We start from the raw sequence: 17,633 nt of genomic DNA, 5'->3' as shown, positions 1-17,633 counted from the left end.
AAAAAGGGGCTGTCGCATGAAGTGATTTTTCATTTCTGCGGCGACTTCTTTTTTCGGAACAAAACAATTTGATGTCATTTTTTATATTGAAGGATAAAAAAAGGCGCACGAAAACGGCCCACCTATTAATGGGTTTTTCGTACGTCTTTTCTTTTAGGCTGCGTTATTTACTGGGAATAGATATTGTCCTGATCGGCTGGACTGTATTTTATGATGCATTTTTCCTATATTATGTGCCATTGCCATCAACATACTTTCTACTAATGCATTTACTTTTCCCCGTCCAAGAAAACGTCTAAACTGTAGGTCGGCCTTTACATTTGCAAAGGTTCCTTCCGACTGAATGCTCCGATTCACCCGTAGTTCAATCCCTTTCTTTGACGTAATGCGTTCTAAATCTTCTGCCCGTTTCTGCTGGAAAATCTTTGAGATTTCAAAATGTTTGGTTCGTGTTTCTAAGGGCGTCTTGCTACGATTCCCATGAATGCACTGTGCTTTTAATGTGCAGTTGCTACAATTTTCACACGAATATTGCGTCTTCCATGTTTCATAGCCTGTTTTGGTTTTCTGTTTTCGTTCGCCGCTTACGCTGATTTTCTTACCATTGGCACAGACATAAAAATCTTTATCCGCATTGTATTCCATGTTTTCTCTACGACCAATGTCTTTCTGATATTTTCGCTGTTTGCTCATTTCATAGTTGTTCGGCTTGATATATGCTATTTGTCCACGCTGCTCAAGATACAGATAATTTTCCTCACTCTCATAGCCAGCATCTGCGATAATATTGAGATATTTTTGAGGGAAATGTGCCTCAAAATCTTGAAGAAACGGAAGAAGTGTCGTCGTATCTGTCGGCTGTGGGCCAACCGTCACCCACACCACATACTCGGCATCGATACCATACTGGATGTTATATGCGGGCTTGAGTTGTCCGTTCCTCATCGCATCTTCTTTCATTCGCATGAAAGTGGCGTCATGCTCTGTTTTGGCAAAACTGTTACGTTTCCCGCAGACATGGAGTTTGTAGACATAATCTTTGAGCCGACGGATATATTCGTCGAGAGTCTCCATGGCTTTCTGTAGTGGTGATTTTCTTTTCCCTATGCCATGAACAAAGTGGATACTTTCCTGCCGTTGAAGACTTTTCAAATTGCGGCGAAGGCGCTTCAAATGATACATCTGGATTTCTTTCTCATGCATGACATGAATACCGAAAGTTTCTTCAACCTGCTTGATGAAAACAGAGATTTTATCCACAAGTTTTTGCATGTTCTTTGTTACAGATTTTTTCCAAACGAATTTGTACTTGTTAGCGAAAGCCTCTATTTTCGTTCCATCAATAAATATATTTTCCAGAGAAATCTCGCCCAAACTGGCCAGGCGACTGTCCATTTGTGCAAATATATTTTTTGCACAAGAGGCCAGATGAATCGAACGAAATCTGGCAATCGTCGCATGATCTGGAGCGTGCTTACCCTCAAGGAGAAACATAAAATTGATATCTCGTCTGCAGACCTGCTCTATTTTGCGAGAGCTGCGAATACAGTTCATGTGAGCATAGATAAGGATTTCCAGCATCTGCCGTGGCGTCGCCTGATTTTTCTCGATATGAGAATATGTACGGTAAAGCTCTGATAAATCCATCCCTTCAACAAAGTAGCGAAGTAGGCGGACTGGGTCATCCTTTGGAATTTTAAATTCAATATTTAATGGAAGATGCAATTGATAAGAACTCCCAAAAGTTGTATAATCTTTTTGTGTAATATTTGGTTTTTGCATACTTAAATTTTACACGTACTCTCAGACGATTAAAAGCCTGGGAGTTCTTTTTTTTGCAAAAAAAGCTGCCGTACGTTTTTGTAACGTGCGACAGCCCCTTCAAAGTCGAGATATTCTTTGAATATTAAGTATGGTCTTAAACCTAATTCTATTTTAAGAACCGGTTTCAGAAATAATAACCGCTATTTTTTCGGCAGCTTGTTTTGCCGTAATCGCACTGACATCAATTTTGATTGTATCCATGTTTTCGTATAAAGAAATTCGTGGGATGCTTCGTTCCAGCACATCCGCATGTCTTTTTTGATCCACAATATCTTTACCAATCCTCTTAGTCAGGGCTTCTTTCGATACGAGCAAGGAAAATTTATATACAGCAACATCCTTTAAAGATAATCGGCTTAAAATATCATCCATAATAGATTCTTGGTGCATAACCCAACAAAAAATAATGTTTTCAAATTCGGAACAGACCAAAAAGTTGTTTAGAGTAAAACAAATATTTTTCAAAACCAGCTCTTTTGTTTCTTCGGTGACCGTAAAAGGTTTCATATTCCAGCACCAGTCACCATCTAAAAAAGCACTTGGCTGCACAATGTTCAAAAGCTCGTTACACGTTGCCGTCTTCCCTGCTCCCATCGTTCCATTTACCATGATCAACCGTTTCATTTTGCCGCCTCTTTATCCTATGATTTATTTGTTTATAAATCCCAATATTTTATTCACCATGGTGTTCATGATCTGCACACCATCCGCTAAAGCCTCTATGTCAAAAGACATTTGGGGATTATGCAATCCCCCTTTCATATCACACCCCAAGCCCATAAAAGCTGTCTTTAAAGATTTTTTATGTTGCTTATAAAAATGAAAATCATCTACACCCGTCGTCACAATTGGATCGAGTAATCCGCCCTCGCCCAAAACTTCTATAATAGCATCTTTCATTTGCTTGGTTAACTTCGCATCATAATCAGCCCCAGCAAAACCTTCCTTCATGGTAATGCTAGATTTCGCCCCAACGGTAGCAGCTCCATTTTCAATTGCCTGGATTGTTTTATTCATCAGTTCTTCCATTACTTCATTCGTTTGTGCCCTTAAATCAAAAACAATATGTGCGATATCGGGAACTGTATTAACAGCTGATTCCGCCGCACTGATTTGGGTAACTTTTACGCTGGACGAAACACCTGGGTCAACACGAATGGCATTAACAGCCATAATAGCTGCTGCTGCACCATCGATTGCATTAATTCCTAAGTGAGGTCTTGCTCCATGTGCTGTTTTTCCTTTAATATCAGCCGCAATCGTATAACCTGCACCATGCCATAATGCTGGTGCAGCCTGTCCTTTTCCCGCCTCTTGCAGCGGACGCAGATGCAGCCCCAATAAAATATCCACATCATCGATCGCACCAGCTCTAGCCATACGCTGCGATCCGCTGCCATTTTTCGAAGCGACTTCCTCCGCGGGCTGAAAGATCAATTTCAGTGTCCCTTTTTTTATTTTTTGTTCGGCTGCGTATTTTGCCAAGGTTAAAACAATCGACATATTTGCATCATGTCCACAGGCATGAATCACACACGGTTTTCCTTCAATAACATAGGGAAGGGCATCGATATCGGCACGAATCGCCAACACCGGTCCTGGTTCAGCTCCTCGCAAAATACCAATTACGCCCGTTTGAGCACCCGTCGCTTGCTTTCCCGTTTGCACAATATAACCCAATTGCTGTAACAGTTTCGCGATATAGACTGTTGTTTTTATTTCTTCAAAACCCAATTCCGGCATTTTATGTAAGTTTGTATAAAATTCAACTACAGAGTTTTTTATGTTCACAAAAATATGCTCCCTATTTTATGTATTTTATCAACTGAATATTTTCATAATAAACATAGCAACAATTGCATTAATAAAACAAATCGCAAACATCACAGGATAAAAGCGTGTTTGCACCCCTGATGTGCCAAGGCATCGCCCCATATATTGCATCAAAGATCCCATTAGAAAAATCGCTGGCAGTAATATGGTAACCTGATGCTCATCCAAAATTCCAGATGTAACCAAACTCGTAACAACACCAACACCACCGCCCATTGATAAAAAAGAGCTCACTAAAACCATAATTGATTCACCCGGCAAACCAAAAACAATCATTACAGGTGCAAAAACTTTACCTAAAATAGCCAATATACCAAGTAATTTTAGAAACTCAATTAATACGAACGCCATCAAAACATTCGGCAGCATTGAATAAATACCAACGTCCCAGCCCTCTTTGGCTCCTCTTGTAAAAGCATCCATCACATTTTCTTTTTTCATTATCTTATAGCTCCTCCAGTTTTACAACTTTTCTAATATATAATCTCATAAGATTGGCTCCCACCACTTTCAAAACCATAATTAAGCATAAAGGAAAGATAATCGGAACCGTTGAAAATGCAAACAAGGCAATCCCCGTCGACAAAAAGTTTCCAATAGCAGCACCTGCGGAAAATTGGAACGCAACAAAAACCGTTCTTTGTTCTTCGGTAATTAAATTTTGTTCGCGCAGCATTTTTGTCATACCAGCTCCGGCATCTGTGCTTTGCGTACTTGATACGAGGGCTAAACCAACAACTCCAGGAAGCCCCATTAACGGTTGCAATAATGGTGTCAAAATACGTTGCGCTGCCCTTAATCCGCCCAAATGTTCAATGACCGCAACTACACCTAAAGATAACATGGTTGGTGGTACTAATGTAATGGCAAACATAAAGCCATTTTTAGCCCCTGTTCCATCTATACCTAAAAAAGATCCACCTTCTTTGATTTTGCCAAAAGCACCGTTGATCGCATTAAAATCAAATGCCGCCTCAATTCCTTTTGCATCCGTGAATATTCCCGAAAAAAAGATAATTCCCAAAAACAAGACTATATATCCTATAATAGGCACCTTTGATATTCTGTTAGGCTCAGCTTGCTCTGTTTTTTGTTCATCCATACAATTACTCCTTCTCACTTTTAAAATCACATAATATTATTATAAACGTTTTCGAATATAACATAATATAGTAAAAAACATTCATAAAAAAAGTTTAGCGGATTTAGATATATAAAGCAATGCGAAAATTAAAAAAGCGATCGCCTTTCGTAGTCCAATATATCGTATCAAACCATTTAAGCAGTTCCGCTAAATGCTGGCGACTCTTTTTCCCATTATAAAACCGCTTTTATATTTGACAAGTTATATATAACTATGCTAATATAATTAAAATAATTCAAAATCACTAAGGAGGTCATTTATGTCATTAAGCCATACATTATTAGGTTTACTATCTTATAAGCCAATGACCGGTTATGAAATAAAGCAACTATTCGATTGTTCCATCCAACATTTCTGGAATGCTCATATAAGTCAAATATATCGTGAACTTACACGCATGGATGAAAAAGGATGGATTGTGCATCATACGCAAGAACAAACGAGTAAACCGGACAAGAAAATTTATTCTATTACCGATACCGGCTCGACAGAATTTATGAAGTGGCTGCAAGATTTCCCTGACGAATTTGAAAAAGTGGAACGTAATGAGTTTTTAGTACGAATTTTTTTTGCGTCACGAATTGATAAAGCCGCTTTAACCTATGAGCTGAAGCGTTATATACGAAAAGCGCAAGAACAGCTGGACAAGTATAAACAAATTGGAACAGGAATTCAAACCGAAGCCGAAAGCGGTGAAAAAGATGCCTTTTTTTGGCGCATGACATTACGACGCGGTGTCCTGTCAACCGAGGCCGCAATGAAATGGGCCGAAGAATGTTTACAATTAATAGAAGAGGAGCGATAACAGTATGAAAATCACAGCAATCAACGGCAGTCCTAAAGGCAAGGCAAGCCACACAAATGTAATGGTTTCTTCGTTTTTAAAGGGAGCCCAAGCAGCTGGAGCGGAAACGGTGAATATCTTCTTATCGGAAAAAGATATTCACCATTGTCGAGGCTGTTTTTCCTGTTGGGTCAATCATCCGGGACAGTGCGTAATTAAAGATGATATGTCCGAGGTATTAGCACTTTGTGCCAATAGTGATATTTTGATTTTAGCTACCCCTTTGTATTTTGATAATATTTCAGGTATGTTAAAAGACTTCATGGATCGACTCATTGTGAGCGGTGATCCGCATTTCCAAAAAGACAGTAGCGGTGAATGTCGTCATACACATCTTTTCAAACAAAAAACACCAAAACTCATTTTGATATCAAACTGCGGGTTCTCTGAAAGATCTCATTTCCAGGTGATTTCACACTGGATTCAAAGAGCTGCCTTGAATATGCATACCGAAGTAATCGGTGAAATATATACACCGCAGGGAGGACTTTTAAACATTACCAGCGGAGAATTATCTACTATTATCCAGCAATATATACACCACTTAGAAACAGCTGGCAAAGAAATTGTAACCGATATGAAAATTTCTGCAGATACAGCAAAGCAATTAGAGCAGAATTTCATTCCCGATGAAATTTATGTCCAGCAGGCAAATCAATATTTTGACAGCATGTTAGCCAAACAGCCAATATTATGAGTATTGTCAAATACCTCGCTTAGGCAATGCGCGATCATGTAAAAAAACCGCCCTTAAAACTTTTTCGCACTGAGTTAAAAAAGTTTAAGGGCGGTCTTTTGTGTATATGAATATGACCATTCCTATGTTTTCGCCGAATGCAAACTAAAAAGACGATCTTCTACATGCTTTGCCGTCTTAACATACCACATTTATTATCTGGCAAATATGCGAAATTATATTTATGATACAGGGCATCTGCTGGTTTATTTGCAATAAGGCATACATAACTATCTTCAAAAGTATTTTCTTTCAAATAGGTATCAATGGCTTGCATAATCTTATTGGCAAAACCTCTCCGCCAATATGTTTCATCTACCATAATATCACTGACCACATATGTGATTCCAGCATCACCGACAATTCGTCCAAAAGCAATCAATTGTTCCTGATCATAAATTGATACCGTAAATAAGGAATTTGCGATTGCTTTTTGGCTTCTCAGCAAATCTTTATCCCCCATACCAGAACGCATTCGTAAGCTAATATAAGCTTCCGGTTTTGGTTTTTCATAAATCAAATCCATGAGCAGTCACCTCTTACTATCGTTTCACATTTTATTTTCTTAAATATCAGTTGTGTCACTATATCCGTAGCATAACCTTTTTACTTAGAAAAATATTTCCCCATCATAGAAACATCGGAAAGGTAGGTATCGATTTTTATAATAAGTCCATTGTCAACAGTCAGTACGGTTGCCAATTCTTCATCTAAAATGCGTCCATCTACTGATGTTGCAGTATTATTTAGCGATAGCGTAAGTCCATTTTGTCCCACAAGAATATGGTGAAGCTTTGTTTGTACTCCGCCTGCAATAATAGTTTTAGTACGTTCGATAACAGCATCCGCCCCCACAGCAGTTCCAGAAATCATTCCATCACCAGGAAGTGTCCATTTGATATCAGTGTGCAAAAGACTTCTAATACCATCCCAATCGTGAACTTTATATGCACATAAAAAATCTTCAGCAATTTTTTGATTTATTTGGTTCGTCATATTTAAAACGCTTCCTTTTGTTTTTAGATCTAAATACAGTTTACAATAGAAATAACGTCATGTAAAATGATTAGAATTGATTCATATATTCATTTATAGTGATTTATAATAGAAAGAGAAAATCCATGGAAAGTAATGAATTAGAAATTTTCATGGCAGTTGCACAAGAAAAAAGTATACCGAATACACTTTGTAATCAGCTGTGGAAATCCCCCTTTGTCAATCAAGTTAACTTTTCTTTAAAAAACCAATTTCATGGCATTATATATTAAAAATTTTGTAAAGTATTAAATAGTGCTCTTCTTATATTTTCAAGCATATTTTTTTGGTTTTGGTACGTCCCAACAATAGATAATAGAACACCACTCCACTTAAAGCTATACATACAGCAGCAAAATACAAGCTACGAAAGCCGTATGTTGGAACTAGCCCACCTAAAAGAGATGGCCCTAAACCATATCCCATCTCAAGTAAAGCATAAAAAGTAGCAGTAGCACTGCCTATTTTTCCAACCGGAATTCCTTTTATAGCTAGTGTATGTCCTCCTGCTGTAATAGCCGCATTTCCGATCCCCACCAAGAAGGCTCCTATCAGTAACATAAATTCATTTTGTGCTATACCTGTCAAAAACATAGACAGTGCAGTGAAAAACAATGCCGGATAAATCACGATATTTCCACCAAAACGATCAAGCATTTTGCCAATAATAGGTCGGCTGATAAGGGATGCCAGACCATAAATAATGAAGTATACTCCAGCAGCCGTTGATAATCCAATAGTATCAGCATAAGTGGCTAGATAAGTAAGCACCGTAGAAAAACAAACTCCCGCTAAAAAGCCGATAAACGCAATAGGCAGTGCTTGTTTTGAAACGAAATTGGCAAATGATACTTTATGCAGTTCAGCAAGTTCATCATCACTAAAGTGATTTTCGGGTACTTTAATAAAAAGAGTAAGTACTATAATTGCCACAGAAATCGCCACGTCGATATAAAGACAAGTAAAATAATTGCCAGTATTCAACAATGCTAATGCCATAAAAGGACCGATGGCTGAGGCAATGGTCATGCTCAATGTAAAATAGCCTATTCCCTCACCTTTTTTTGACTTTGGTACAATTACTGCAATAAGCGTACTAGCACCAATGGAAGAAGCACCAAATCCTAGTCCGTGGAAAAATCTCACAAACATAAAGACGATATAATTAGGCACAACGAAATATAATAACATACCAATAAAATATATTACTGTTCCTATAAAAAAAATCTTTTTACGACCAATAATATCTATGTAATGCCCTGCAATCAGACGTGACACTAAACTCCCTATTATAAAAATACCAGATGCAAGACCTGCTTCACCAACAGACGAGTTAAAAACCTTCATCGAGTAAATGGTAGCCCATGGCATTAACTGATAGGCTATCATATATATGAAAAAATTAGTGAGGATACCTTTCATATAACTTTTTGTCCAAAATGATTTCTGCAAAAAAACGTCCCCTTTTTCCGTCACACTATTTGTACACTTACCACTTACCCTATTTCTAAGTCTAATATTAACTCACCTAATAAAATTTCTGAAATACTAATATTCTATTAGGTAATCAGTTCAGCCTATCACAAATGTGAAATGCCAAGCATCATGTAATAATATGAGGCTTGGCATTTTGCATAAATTCAATAAAATTTTTCGCAGCCAATGATAGATAATCATTTTTGGTCCAAATAAACCCTGTAGAAAAATTGATTGGGTCAAATAAAGGTCTCAAAATAAGATGTGGACTATCTTTAATGATTGCAATATCGTTATCTGGTACGAAAGATATCCCCGATCCACTTGCTACCATATTAAAAACCGTCGCGATTTGCAAAGATGTAAAAATAATATCAGGTTTAAAGCCATATCGTTTGCATTCTTTGATAAAGCTTTCCCTTATATAGCTACCTCCTGAAGATAAAATGAAACGTTCCTTTTTTAGTAATTCAAATGGTATTTTCTTATATTTTTCAAGCGGATGCCCATTTGGAAGAAGCACTAGCAAACTTCCTTGTGAAAAAGTAAGAGTTTCATAACCCTCATTGCCCAATTGATGGTCAGATAAAGCGATAAATCCCAATTCAATCGTCCCATCAGAAATTTTATCAATAATATTCTGCACACCAAATTCACGAACTTCCAAATTCACGTCAGGGTGTTGTCGGGTATATTCAGAAAAAATAATTGGAAACATCCATGATCCCAACGCAGTAGGTATTCCTATTTTTAGAATTTTAGCGGCTTTACTTCCCATGTCTTGAAATTCTTTTACCGTAGTTTTAACTTCATACAGAATTTTTCTTGCTTTCTGAAGAAAAAGTTCACCTTCAGTCGTAAGAGAAACTGAGTGATGATCACGTTGGAGCAGGACTATTCCTAATTCTTCCTCCAATTTGGCAATAGAAGCTGTTATTGATGGTTGAGCAACATGGAGTTCCTTCGCCGCTTGCGTAAAGTTCCTCAACCTGCTTACCGCTTCATAATATTCTAGCTTGCGTAAATCCATATACTCCTCCTTTACCATAAAAATTTATGGTCTATATAAGTTTAATTAATTATTTATAAAAATCATCCGATAAATATATAAGAAAAACATTTACCGATAAACAAAGTAAAAAAATTAAAATCGCTTGAAAACACCACACATTTCAAGCGATTTATTTATATGAGATAATAAAAGACGTGAAACAAATCGTCGTCATCTGACAGTTAACCCTATAGCTAGTCCATTCCCAACACACTATTTTCTGCCTTTTAGCAGAGGACTACTTTACTCAAGCTTAAGAAAGGGAAGGCCTTTTAATCGAACGTATACTCTTCGAAGATGAATCCATCCCTGTTTTCTTGACCAAACGTAAGCGTAAAATTTATAAGCTGTCTTAACTATCAATTGGTGATGTTGATTTTAAAGAATATGAGATTCCTGATGACGTACAAACATTTCACAAATTTCTTAAAAACGTATTAGAAAAATATCACATTGGTAAAATCATTTTGAACTTCTATACATCCACTTTGGTTGATGAACTACTATAGAAATGCCCTAAGGCGAAAATGATTTACCATATCTTTTACAACTAAATTCAGAAAATCCATTAAACATTATGAATCAATTATGTTTTAAATTATAATTTATCATAACCGAATTCAACTTATATAGCTAGATATTAATTGGTATATTTACTCACATATAATACGCAAACCGAATTTTTTAATTAGCAAGCATTTATATAATTGATGTTATATGCTCTAAATTACTTCTTTTTAACCAGTCAATTACTAAGCAATTAAAAACATTTTCTTTATCAATCTGTAAATCGTGTCCCGCTTGATCTAGTATAGAAAATGTTGCCTTAGGATAATTTTCAAAAATTTTCCACGCATCTTTATATCCTACTCGGGTGTCCTGGTGCCCCAATAATATCAGCGTGGGTTTATCATATACTATATTATTATCTAGCTTAAAAGAAAATTCATATCCGTTTGCTACAAAATTCTTGATAAAATCATTATCCGCTATTTTTATTCCAGAAAGACACTCATTTTTATATCTAGCCCATGTCATTTCATTTTGAACTATAGAATGTTTATCATATACTGCCGCATCATCTGGATGTAATTTTTTCAATAAATCAACATTTCTACATCTGCTAATATGAGATGGCAACTCTCGTTCTTTTTTGTTAGCTATTACAACAGGGCAAAGTAAAAAAAGTCCGGATATTTTTTCTGGCATCTTATTTATTAAACCTCTGGCAAGAAATCCCCCACACGATTGACCTACAAGTAAAAAATTTTCATTAGGAATAACCGTATTAATAAAATCAGCAATAACTTTAAGCATATCATCCGAATTTTTAATCCAATCTTTGGCTTTTGTTTTTCCCATACCAGGTAAATCTAGGTAAAGTCTTTTATACCCTTTTAGATGCTCAAAAACAGATTCCATACACCCTGATAATATCCGATGGTCAGTAATAAAGCCATGAATCATGACAACAGGCATACCTTCTCCTATTGATTCATAATATATATTTAAGTCTCTTATTTTACATTTCATTAACTCCACCCCTTAATTTTTCAATACTATGTTAAATAAAGAATATATATCTTATTCCAAATTACTTTTTTTATGAAGTGACCATTTTCTTTCATAAATCATAATAATATTCTTATTTTACAATTTTTTATATCAAATAAATTGTAGATTCTCAAACTTCTGGTATTCTCCTTGTTAATTAAATAAGTGTAGAAAATCCATACTTTATAAAATACATTTTTCAATGTCGCTTTTATGAAGTATGGATATTTTTTATGCAAAAACACTTATGATAATTCTATTAAATATCATATTGCATTAATTGATAACTGCGTTTAGGAACCAAAAAGGTTCTTTCACATAACATTACAAGAGAATTGTCTTTTACCTTATACCCTGATGTTCTTATCTTGATTATGCCTTGATTGCATCGTGATTTCGATTCTCTTTTTGCAAGTACCTCACTAACAGAATATAATGTATCGCCAACAAAAACCGGGTTAACTACCTTAATTTGATTCCACCCCAGATTTGCAATCGCTTTGGCACTCATGGCATTAACTGTTGGACCATTAACTATACAAAACGTAACCGAATTAGAAACTACTCTTTTTCCATACTTCGTCTGAGACGCATAGTGCTCATCAATATATGCCGGATTTTGATCCATACAAATTAATGTTCCCCACATATTATCAATTTCTGTTATTGTGCGTCTAGGTTCATGTTCAATAATAGAACCTATTAAAAAATCTTCATAGCAAAGCCCGTATTGTTCACGATAATGTTGATTATTTATTCTTACAAAGGATTTCACTGCTGTATCCATAATACACTTCCTTTTCGCTCAACTCTTTTATTTAGATAATTTTTTTGGAACAGCATAGCTTTTTTCACAAGACATCACAGGTTTTTTATTAGCCTTATATCCAATAATCTTAATTCTTACTACTCCATGTGATGGCATTTCTTCACATTCTTTTGCTTCAAGAACTTCACTTTCGGCATAAAGCGTATCACCAACAAAAACTGGATTTACGAACTTAACATTATCCCATTCAAGTTCTTTCGTATCATGAGCACTCATCGTATGTGAAATCATACCATTAATCATACAAAAAGTAATTGCACTAGAAACTAACGTATTTTTGAATTCAGTTTTCGAGGCATAATTTTGGTCAATATGGAGTGGATGTTGGTTCATTCCGATTAGAGATAACCAAACATTATCGGCATCAGTAATTGTCCTGCCCGGCCTGTGTTCAAGTATATCTCCTACAATAAAATCTTCAAAATACAACCCACCTACAGTTTTGTAACGATTATCTCCAATTTTTATAAAAGATGTAACAGCATCAAGCATCTTTTCATCCCACCCTTTGTGTCTTATCGTTTGAATATTTTGCCACAATATTTAAGCAACGGTTAATAATTACTTTAATTAAATCTAACCTTAAAATGATTTTGAGACCAGCTCTAAAAATGTCTTTAGTACCCAACAGCGTTTTCCCCTCAGAATTACTGCTAGCTAATATATTAATAGTTTTTTTTATATTAGTGAGCCTATTCATATTGTCGTCTCCCTATCTAAACATTGATTTTATAAAAATAACTTATAATCAAAACAAGTTAACAAAAATTGGAGGTTCATCTAACTTGAGCTAAAATTTTTTTTGCCCTAGCAACAAAAGGAGGTCCAATCATTTCTCCATTAACTTTAGTAATCTCTCCCTTTGATTCAACCTGGCTTTTAACAACGGCAGCGGCCCATTCTAATTGCTTATCACTAGGTTTAAATATTTTGTTAATAGTATTAACTTGATTAGGATGTATGGCAATCTTACCCGTGAACCCTAACTTTTTTACAGCTTTAGATTCTTTATTTAGCATCTCTTCATTATTAAGCAAAAAACAAGGTGTATCAATTGACGGAATATCATTATTAGCTGCCGCAGTTACAATCACATAACGTGCATATAAAAGTTCATCCCATCCAAGTTCAATCCCAACTGAGGCTGCATAATCTGCCGATCCAAATATCAAACCATCGCTTACTGAAGCAATTGCATTTGCCGAAATTACGCTTTTAGTTGTTTCTATAACAGCAAAAATTTTAATAGCGGTTTCTGTGAAAAAGCTACGAACACAAGAAATTTCATTGGCTGTTTCAACTCCTGGCACGATGATTACTTCCGGTATATATTTTACATTGCTTAATAAATTTAAGTCTTTTAACCCATTCATTTCACAAATGTTATTAATTCTTATTGCTAAAGGCATTGTACGTTTTGTCATCAAAAAATTTTTAACTAACTCTCTTGACTGATCTTTTAAGGATGGTGGAATAGCATCTTCAAGATCCAGAATGCTAATATCTACACCAGTCTGCTGTACTTTATTCATTAAGTTTGTATCTTTCAATTTTAATGAAGGTGTTACTAAAAAACTATGATACTTGAAAGAATTATCCATAATACACTCTCCCCAATCATTGTCATATTTTACGTTCCATACTGCAACACGCAAATTTAAAATTTATTTCATCTTAAATATTAGCTTATAGCACACTATAACATTTTCTTGGTAATGTACAGCTAATACATTTTTGAACATAAATCAATGAAGCCATTGTCATTTTGGTAAGCATCACTAAAAATTTTTAAATATTCTCTTTTAGAAAATTTCTTTTTTCAGTTATTTACTTATCCCATTCCCCCATTAATTCTTAATGAAAATAATAATTTCATGGGCCCATTTCATAAACACAGTTTACTCTCATTGTTTTTTTTTAACAAATCCAATTCATCTTGAAATATTCTAAATTTTACAGGAAAAATGACTATTCTGAACATGAAACCATTACTAGCCGTATATTTAGAACCCATTTATCCGTTTTCCTATATAATGATTACTGCATAAATAAATAATCAGAAAATCCATAGTTATTAAATAGCCCTACCTAAATAATGTATATTTGCATATTTATTACATAATCATGTATTGTGGAGTTCATTTTAAAAAGATTTAATACCCTACTGAATAGTTACGAAACTAAAAAAAAGCAACAAATTAATAAAATATCGAGAATGTTGTTTTTATAAACTGCAAGGCTTTTGGTGTTTATTTTTAAAAAACTGGATAGGCTACAATAAACTGGTTCTTTCCATAGTTAGTTGAAAGCAGGTTCATTTCTGGTACAATAAAAGAAAAACAGAAACGAGATAAAGCAATGAATGAATTTATAAAACTGCTGGATGAAAGCTTAAATTATGTAAGTCATGAAATCGTAGGCGATACAAATTTTATACATGTTACTTGCAAAATGCACCCAGAAATCCTGCCGGTACACGAATCTGATAATTTTGTACCACAAAAGATATATTTTCTACGAATCGAATTCAACGGAAAAATTTTCAAACGTTATTCGTAAAATTGAACGTTTATTGACATAATTATTCGGGGCAGGTATAGTGAGGGCGTAGATATTTTTTTGAGGAGGAATTTTGTGATGGCAGAAAAAAAAGCCCTGCGTTGGGCAATTTTAGGGACAGGCGTTGTAGCAAATGAAATGGCTCAGGCGTTGACGAATGCGGGTAAAGAAATTTATGCCGTAGGCAATCGTACATATGACAAAGCCGTGGATTTTGCACAGAAATATCACATCAAAAAAGTTTATCAGGATTTTCACGAAATGTTTACGGATGAGGCTGTTGATGTTATTTATTTAACAACACCACATAATACACATATTGATTTTATGCGCGAAGCAATCAAGCATGGCAAACATTTGCTCTGTGAGAAATCAATCACATTGAACAGCCGTGAATTAAATGAAGCGGTCGAAGCCGCAAAAGAAAAAAATCTTGTTCTTGGCGAAGCCATGACGATTTATCATATGCCGATCTATAAAAAATTGAGAGAATATATGGCTTCGGGAAAACTCGGCAAGGTAAATCTTATTCAATTGAACTTTGGCAGTTACAAAGCCTATGACATGAACAATCGTTTTTTTAATATGTCATTAGCTGGTGGTGCTTTGCTTGATATTGGTGTCTATGCTTTTTCACTGGCACGAAGTTTTCTTGATTCAAAACCAAATGAAATTTTATCTAAAGTACAGTATGCAGCAAGTGGAGCCGATGAAAAATCTGGTTTTGTTATGACAAATAAAGAGGGGCAAATGGTTGTCGCATCTTTATCACTGCATTCCAAACAACCTAAACGCGCTGTTATTTCTTGCGAACACGGTTATATCGAAATCATGGAATACCCACGAGCTGAAGAAGCTGTCATTATCGATGCAGAAACTGGCGAACGCACCGTTTTACGGGTTGGTGAACAGAAAAAAGCTTTGCAGTATGAAATGGAAGATATGGAAGCTGCTATTGCGGGTGACATTGCGCTTATGCGTTTAGCGGATACGATTGATGTCATGGCCATGATGTCAGAAATCCGCACCGAATGGAACATGTATTATCCTTCCGAAACGCCTGGAGAAATTTTATAAATCATTCGTAGTCTTCATTTCACAACAAAATATTTTTTCTGCAAAACAAGCAAAACCGCTTACAAAAACGGTTTTGCTTGTTTTTTATTTAAGCCAGCTCCCGACGTACATACTAGATAACTCGCCGTAAAGCTTGCCTCAATTACGAATGAACTTGCTTCAAGTTACGCTTATTGCATACCTACTCACAACCGTTACTCTTCCAACATAATTTTGATAATTTCCGTATCTGTATTTTTCATACCCTTACATGCAACCCGGCCAACAGCAGCAATCGTTTCTTCGATATTATTTTTTAAAATACCATCGCCTGGTTGATAACTTCTTCCACTCATGGCTAATACATGTGACATATATGCGGCATCTAAAGAAGAAGCAATTTTGGCTGCACAAGATGGTTTAGCTCCATCGCAGATAATTCCTGACACATTGGCTAGTGTATTACGAATTGTTAAATTAATTTCTTCCAAGCTGCCACCTGCAAGATAAGTTATTGCTGCTCCGCTGGAGCAAGAGGCACTAACACCCCCACAAAAAGCCGATAATCTACCAATCAATGTTTTCTGGTGAATTGTTAATAGGTTCGATAACACCAGTCCCCTATATAGTTTTTCTTCCGATAATCCCTGCTCTCTGGCATAAACAATAACAGGAACGGATGTCGCAATCCCTTGATTGCCACTACCCGAATTTGTTATAACTGGTAATGCACAACCACTCATTCTAGCCTCTGATGCAGCAGCTGTATAGGCTTTTATCTTGACTTGTAAAGGTGCATCACGCCCCCCTATGCCCAATAATGTCTGACCAATATTCACACCATAATTTCCTGCTAACCCCGCCTCTGCAATTTTTATATTATAATCAATTTGCTGCGTAATAAGTTCACCCAATACGTTTAGTGGAATAATATTAGCAAATTCATAAATATCTTTCACGTTAAGTACACTACGATCCGTAAAGCTGCCTAGATATTTATCATCATTGTCATCATTTCGATAAACACTTTTACCATTTTTCTCAATTCGACAAATATTAGTATGGTTATACTTAATTTCTACTAACACAGAGTCCTGTCCAGCTGTTACTATCATAATGAGATGGAGATTAATTTCCGTTTCCAATAATTCTAAATCGCCAAATTTACAATCCAATAACTCTTTTACCACAACCAAGTCTTCTTGCGTCAATTGCGACAAAACTTCCATTTTTTTATTTACTTGACCACCAACTAAACCTGCCAGCATACTAGCTCTAATACCGATCAATCCTTCGGTATTAGGTACTGTGACACTTTTTACATTTTTTAAAATATTCCCACTGCACTTCAACAAAACTTTTTCAGGAAAAGCGCCTAACATTTCTCTTGCTTTAGCGGCTGAATAATATGGTCCAAACTACACCATCAGCCCGGCTTTAGGAAACCGGCCTACCGGAAAATTGGAAACCGCGATTCCGGTCATGGAAACCAATTCGACCTATAATGGAGTTATACACCATTCGGTGTAAATTCATTTTTATGGAGGTTATTTCTATGACTCACTATCGCGAAATCCTACGCCTGCACGTATTAGGATTCAGCCAACAGAACATCGCATATAGCTGCGGTGCCTCAAAGAAAACCGTAAACAAAATCATTCGGTTGGCTCAAGAAAACAATCTGGCGTGGCC

At 35.8% G+C, this 17,633-nt stretch carries 18 protein-coding genes; 3 read left to right on the top strand and 15 right to left on the bottom strand.

The genetic code is table 11. The features are described from left to right. Window positions 1–153: 153 nt before the first annotated feature. From F606_RS0119495 to F606_RS0119475, 5 genes are all read right to left on the bottom strand, one after another. Window positions 154–1,782 carry an IS1182 family transposase gene (locus F606_RS0119495; RefSeq protein ID WP_019555567.1) on the bottom strand — a complete coding sequence of 543 codons (1,629 nt, stop codon included), beginning with the start codon at window positions 1,780–1,782 and terminating at the stop codon, window positions 154–156. Between the two features lie 153 nt (window positions 1,783–1,935). Next, on the bottom strand, window positions 1,936–2,448 hold the full coding sequence (locus F606_RS0119490; protein ID WP_019555566.1) for an AAA family ATPase: 513 nt from the start codon (window positions 2,446–2,448) through the stop codon (window positions 1,936–1,938). Between the two features lie 24 nt (window positions 2,449–2,472). Next, the gene (locus tag F606_RS0119485; RefSeq protein ID WP_019555565.1) at window positions 2,473–3,615 is read right to left on the bottom strand and encodes an amidohydrolase; all 1,143 of its coding nucleotides are present in this window, start codon (window positions 3,613–3,615) and stop codon (window positions 2,473–2,475) included. A gap of 30 nt (window positions 3,616–3,645) precedes the next feature. Then, window positions 3,646–4,098 (bottom strand): YjiG family protein, encoded by a 453-nt coding sequence (locus F606_RS0119480; protein ID WP_019555564.1) that lies wholly within the window; start codon window positions 4,096–4,098, stop codon window positions 3,646–3,648. 4 nt (window positions 4,099–4,102) lie between these two features. Next, window positions 4,103–4,759 carry a nucleoside recognition domain-containing protein gene (locus tag F606_RS0119475; RefSeq protein ID WP_019555563.1) on the bottom strand — a complete coding sequence of 219 codons (657 nt, stop codon included), beginning with the start codon at window positions 4,757–4,759 and terminating at the stop codon, window positions 4,103–4,105. A 301-nt stretch (window positions 4,760–5,060) separates the two neighbouring features. On the opposite strand from F606_RS0119475, the gene F606_RS0119470 reads away from it, so the two are divergent. Together F606_RS0119470 and F606_RS0119465 are read left to right on the top strand one after the other, a co-directional pair. After that, window positions 5,061–5,606 (top strand): PadR family transcriptional regulator, encoded by a 546-nt coding sequence (locus F606_RS0119470; protein ID WP_019555562.1) that lies wholly within the window; start codon window positions 5,061–5,063, stop codon window positions 5,604–5,606. A 4-nt stretch (window positions 5,607–5,610) separates the two neighbouring features. Further along, window positions 5,611–6,342, top strand: coding sequence for a flavodoxin family protein (locus F606_RS0119465; RefSeq protein WP_019555561.1), 732 nt, complete (start codon window positions 5,611–5,613; stop codon window positions 6,340–6,342). A gap of 160 nt (window positions 6,343–6,502) precedes the next feature. Here F606_RS0119465 and F606_RS0119460 read toward each other — a convergent pair whose 3' ends face one another. The 9 genes from F606_RS0119460 to F606_RS21755 all read right to left on the bottom strand — a co-directional run bounded on the left by F606_RS0119460 (window position 6,503) and on the right by F606_RS21755 (window position 13,927). Then, entirely contained in the window at window positions 6,503–6,907 is a 405-nt protein-coding gene (locus F606_RS0119460) for a GNAT family N-acetyltransferase (protein WP_019555560.1), read from the bottom strand. Between the two features lie 80 nt (window positions 6,908–6,987). After that, entirely contained in the window at window positions 6,988–7,377 is a 390-nt protein-coding gene (locus F606_RS0119455) for a nuclear transport factor 2 family protein (protein WP_019555559.1), read from the bottom strand. 303 nt (window positions 7,378–7,680) lie between these two features. Next, window positions 7,681–8,868, bottom strand: coding sequence for an MFS transporter (locus F606_RS21760; protein ID WP_019555557.1), 1,188 nt, complete (start codon window positions 8,866–8,868; stop codon window positions 7,681–7,683). A 151-nt stretch (window positions 8,869–9,019) separates the two neighbouring features. Further along, complete coding sequence (locus F606_RS0119440) at window positions 9,020–9,922, bottom strand: LysR family transcriptional regulator (RefSeq protein ID WP_019555556.1); 903 nt, start codon at window positions 9,920–9,922, stop codon at window positions 9,020–9,022. Between the two features lie 720 nt (window positions 9,923–10,642). Next, window positions 10,643–11,476: an alpha/beta fold hydrolase gene (locus F606_RS0119435; RefSeq protein ID WP_019555555.1), complete on the bottom strand. Its 834-nt coding sequence runs from the start codon at window positions 11,474–11,476 to the stop codon at window positions 10,643–10,645. Between the two features lie 280 nt (window positions 11,477–11,756). Further along, window positions 11,757–12,284: a MaoC family dehydratase gene (locus tag F606_RS0119430; protein ID WP_019555554.1), complete on the bottom strand. Its 528-nt coding sequence runs from the start codon at window positions 12,282–12,284 to the stop codon at window positions 11,757–11,759. A gap of 27 nt (window positions 12,285–12,311) precedes the next feature. Next, window positions 12,312–12,818 (bottom strand): MaoC family dehydratase, encoded by a 507-nt coding sequence (locus tag F606_RS0119425; protein WP_019555553.1) that lies wholly within the window; start codon window positions 12,816–12,818, stop codon window positions 12,312–12,314. A gap of 4 nt (window positions 12,819–12,822) precedes the next feature. Next, the gene (locus tag F606_RS0119420) at window positions 12,823–13,026 is read right to left on the bottom strand and encodes a hypothetical protein (protein ID WP_019555552.1); all 204 of its coding nucleotides are present in this window, start codon (window positions 13,024–13,026) and stop codon (window positions 12,823–12,825) included. Between the two features lie 76 nt (window positions 13,027–13,102). Further along, entirely contained in the window at window positions 13,103–13,927 is an 825-nt protein-coding gene (locus F606_RS21755; RefSeq protein ID WP_019555551.1) for an HpcH/HpaI aldolase/citrate lyase family protein, read from the bottom strand. A gap of 1,036 nt (window positions 13,928–14,963) precedes the next feature. On the opposite strand from F606_RS21755, the gene F606_RS0119400 reads away from it, so the two are divergent. Beyond that, window positions 14,964–15,962 carry a Gfo/Idh/MocA family protein gene (locus tag F606_RS0119400; RefSeq protein ID WP_019555548.1) on the top strand — a complete coding sequence of 333 codons (999 nt, stop codon included), beginning with the start codon at window positions 14,964–14,966 and terminating at the stop codon, window positions 15,960–15,962. Between the two features lie 194 nt (window positions 15,963–16,156). Here the strand turns inward: F606_RS0119400 and F606_RS21750 are convergent, their stop codons facing one another. Next, window positions 16,157–17,323 carry an L-cysteine desulfidase family protein gene (locus F606_RS21750; protein ID WP_019555547.1) on the bottom strand — a complete coding sequence of 389 codons (1,167 nt, stop codon included), beginning with the start codon at window positions 17,321–17,323 and terminating at the stop codon, window positions 16,157–16,159. Between the last annotated feature and the right edge of the window lie 310 nt (window positions 17,324–17,633).

This window comes from Propionispira raffinosivorans DSM 20765 (assembly GCF_000381065.1).
Taxonomy (GTDB): domain Bacteria; phylum Bacillota; class Negativicutes; order Selenomonadales; family Selenomonadaceae; genus Propionispira; species Propionispira raffinosivorans.
Note: the sequence above shows the minus strand (reverse complement) of the source record. Positions and strands in the feature narration are given on the sequence as shown.

Excerpts from the sequence above, each read along its gene's own strand:
- F606_RS0119455 (WP_019555559.1), bottom strand. The coding sequence starts at position 7,377 with ATGACGAACCAAATAAATCAAAAAATTGCTGAAGATTTTTTATGTGCA.
- F606_RS0119425 (WP_019555553.1), bottom strand. The coding sequence starts at position 12,818 with ATGCTTGATGCTGTTACATCTTTTATAAAAATTGGAGATAATCGTTAC.
- F606_RS0119480 (WP_019555564.1), bottom strand. The coding sequence starts at position 4,098 with ATGAAAAAAGAAAATGTGATGGATGCTTTTACAAGAGGAGCCAAAGAG.
- F606_RS0119465 (WP_019555561.1), top strand. The coding sequence starts at position 5,611 with ATGAAAATCACAGCAATCAACGGCAGTCCTAAAGGCAAGGCAAGCCAC.
- F606_RS0119430 (WP_019555554.1), bottom strand. The coding sequence starts at position 12,284 with ATGGATACAGCAGTGAAATCCTTTGTAAGAATAAATAATCAACATTAT.
- F606_RS0119420 (WP_019555552.1), bottom strand. The coding sequence starts at position 13,026 with ATGAATAGGCTCACTAATATAAAAAAAACTATTAATATATTAGCTAGC.
- F606_RS0119495 (WP_019555567.1), bottom strand. The coding sequence starts at position 1,782 with ATGCAAAAACCAAATATTACACAAAAAGATTATACAACTTTTGGGAGT.
- F606_RS0119490 (WP_019555566.1), bottom strand. The coding sequence starts at position 2,448 with ATGAAACGGTTGATCATGGTAAATGGAACGATGGGAGCAGGGAAGACG.
- F606_RS0119470 (WP_019555562.1), top strand. The coding sequence starts at position 5,061 with ATGTCATTAAGCCATACATTATTAGGTTTACTATCTTATAAGCCAATG.
- F606_RS0119435 (WP_019555555.1), bottom strand. The coding sequence starts at position 11,476 with ATGAAATGTAAAATAAGAGACTTAAATATATATTATGAATCAATAGGA.
- F606_RS0119475 (WP_019555563.1), bottom strand. The coding sequence starts at position 4,759 with ATGGATGAACAAAAAACAGAGCAAGCTGAGCCTAACAGAATATCAAAG.
- F606_RS0119440 (WP_019555556.1), bottom strand. The coding sequence starts at position 9,922 with ATGGATTTACGCAAGCTAGAATATTATGAAGCGGTAAGCAGGTTGAGG.
- F606_RS21750 (WP_019555547.1), bottom strand. The coding sequence starts at position 17,323 with ATGTTAGGCGCTTTTCCTGAAAAAGTTTTGTTGAAGTGCAGTGGGAAT.
- F606_RS0119400 (WP_019555548.1), top strand. The coding sequence starts at position 14,964 with ATGGCAGAAAAAAAAGCCCTGCGTTGGGCAATTTTAGGGACAGGCGTT.
- F606_RS0119460 (WP_019555560.1), bottom strand. The coding sequence starts at position 6,907 with ATGGATTTGATTTATGAAAAACCAAAACCGGAAGCTTATATTAGCTTA.
- F606_RS21755 (WP_019555551.1), bottom strand. The coding sequence starts at position 13,927 with ATGGATAATTCTTTCAAGTATCATAGTTTTTTAGTAACACCTTCATTA.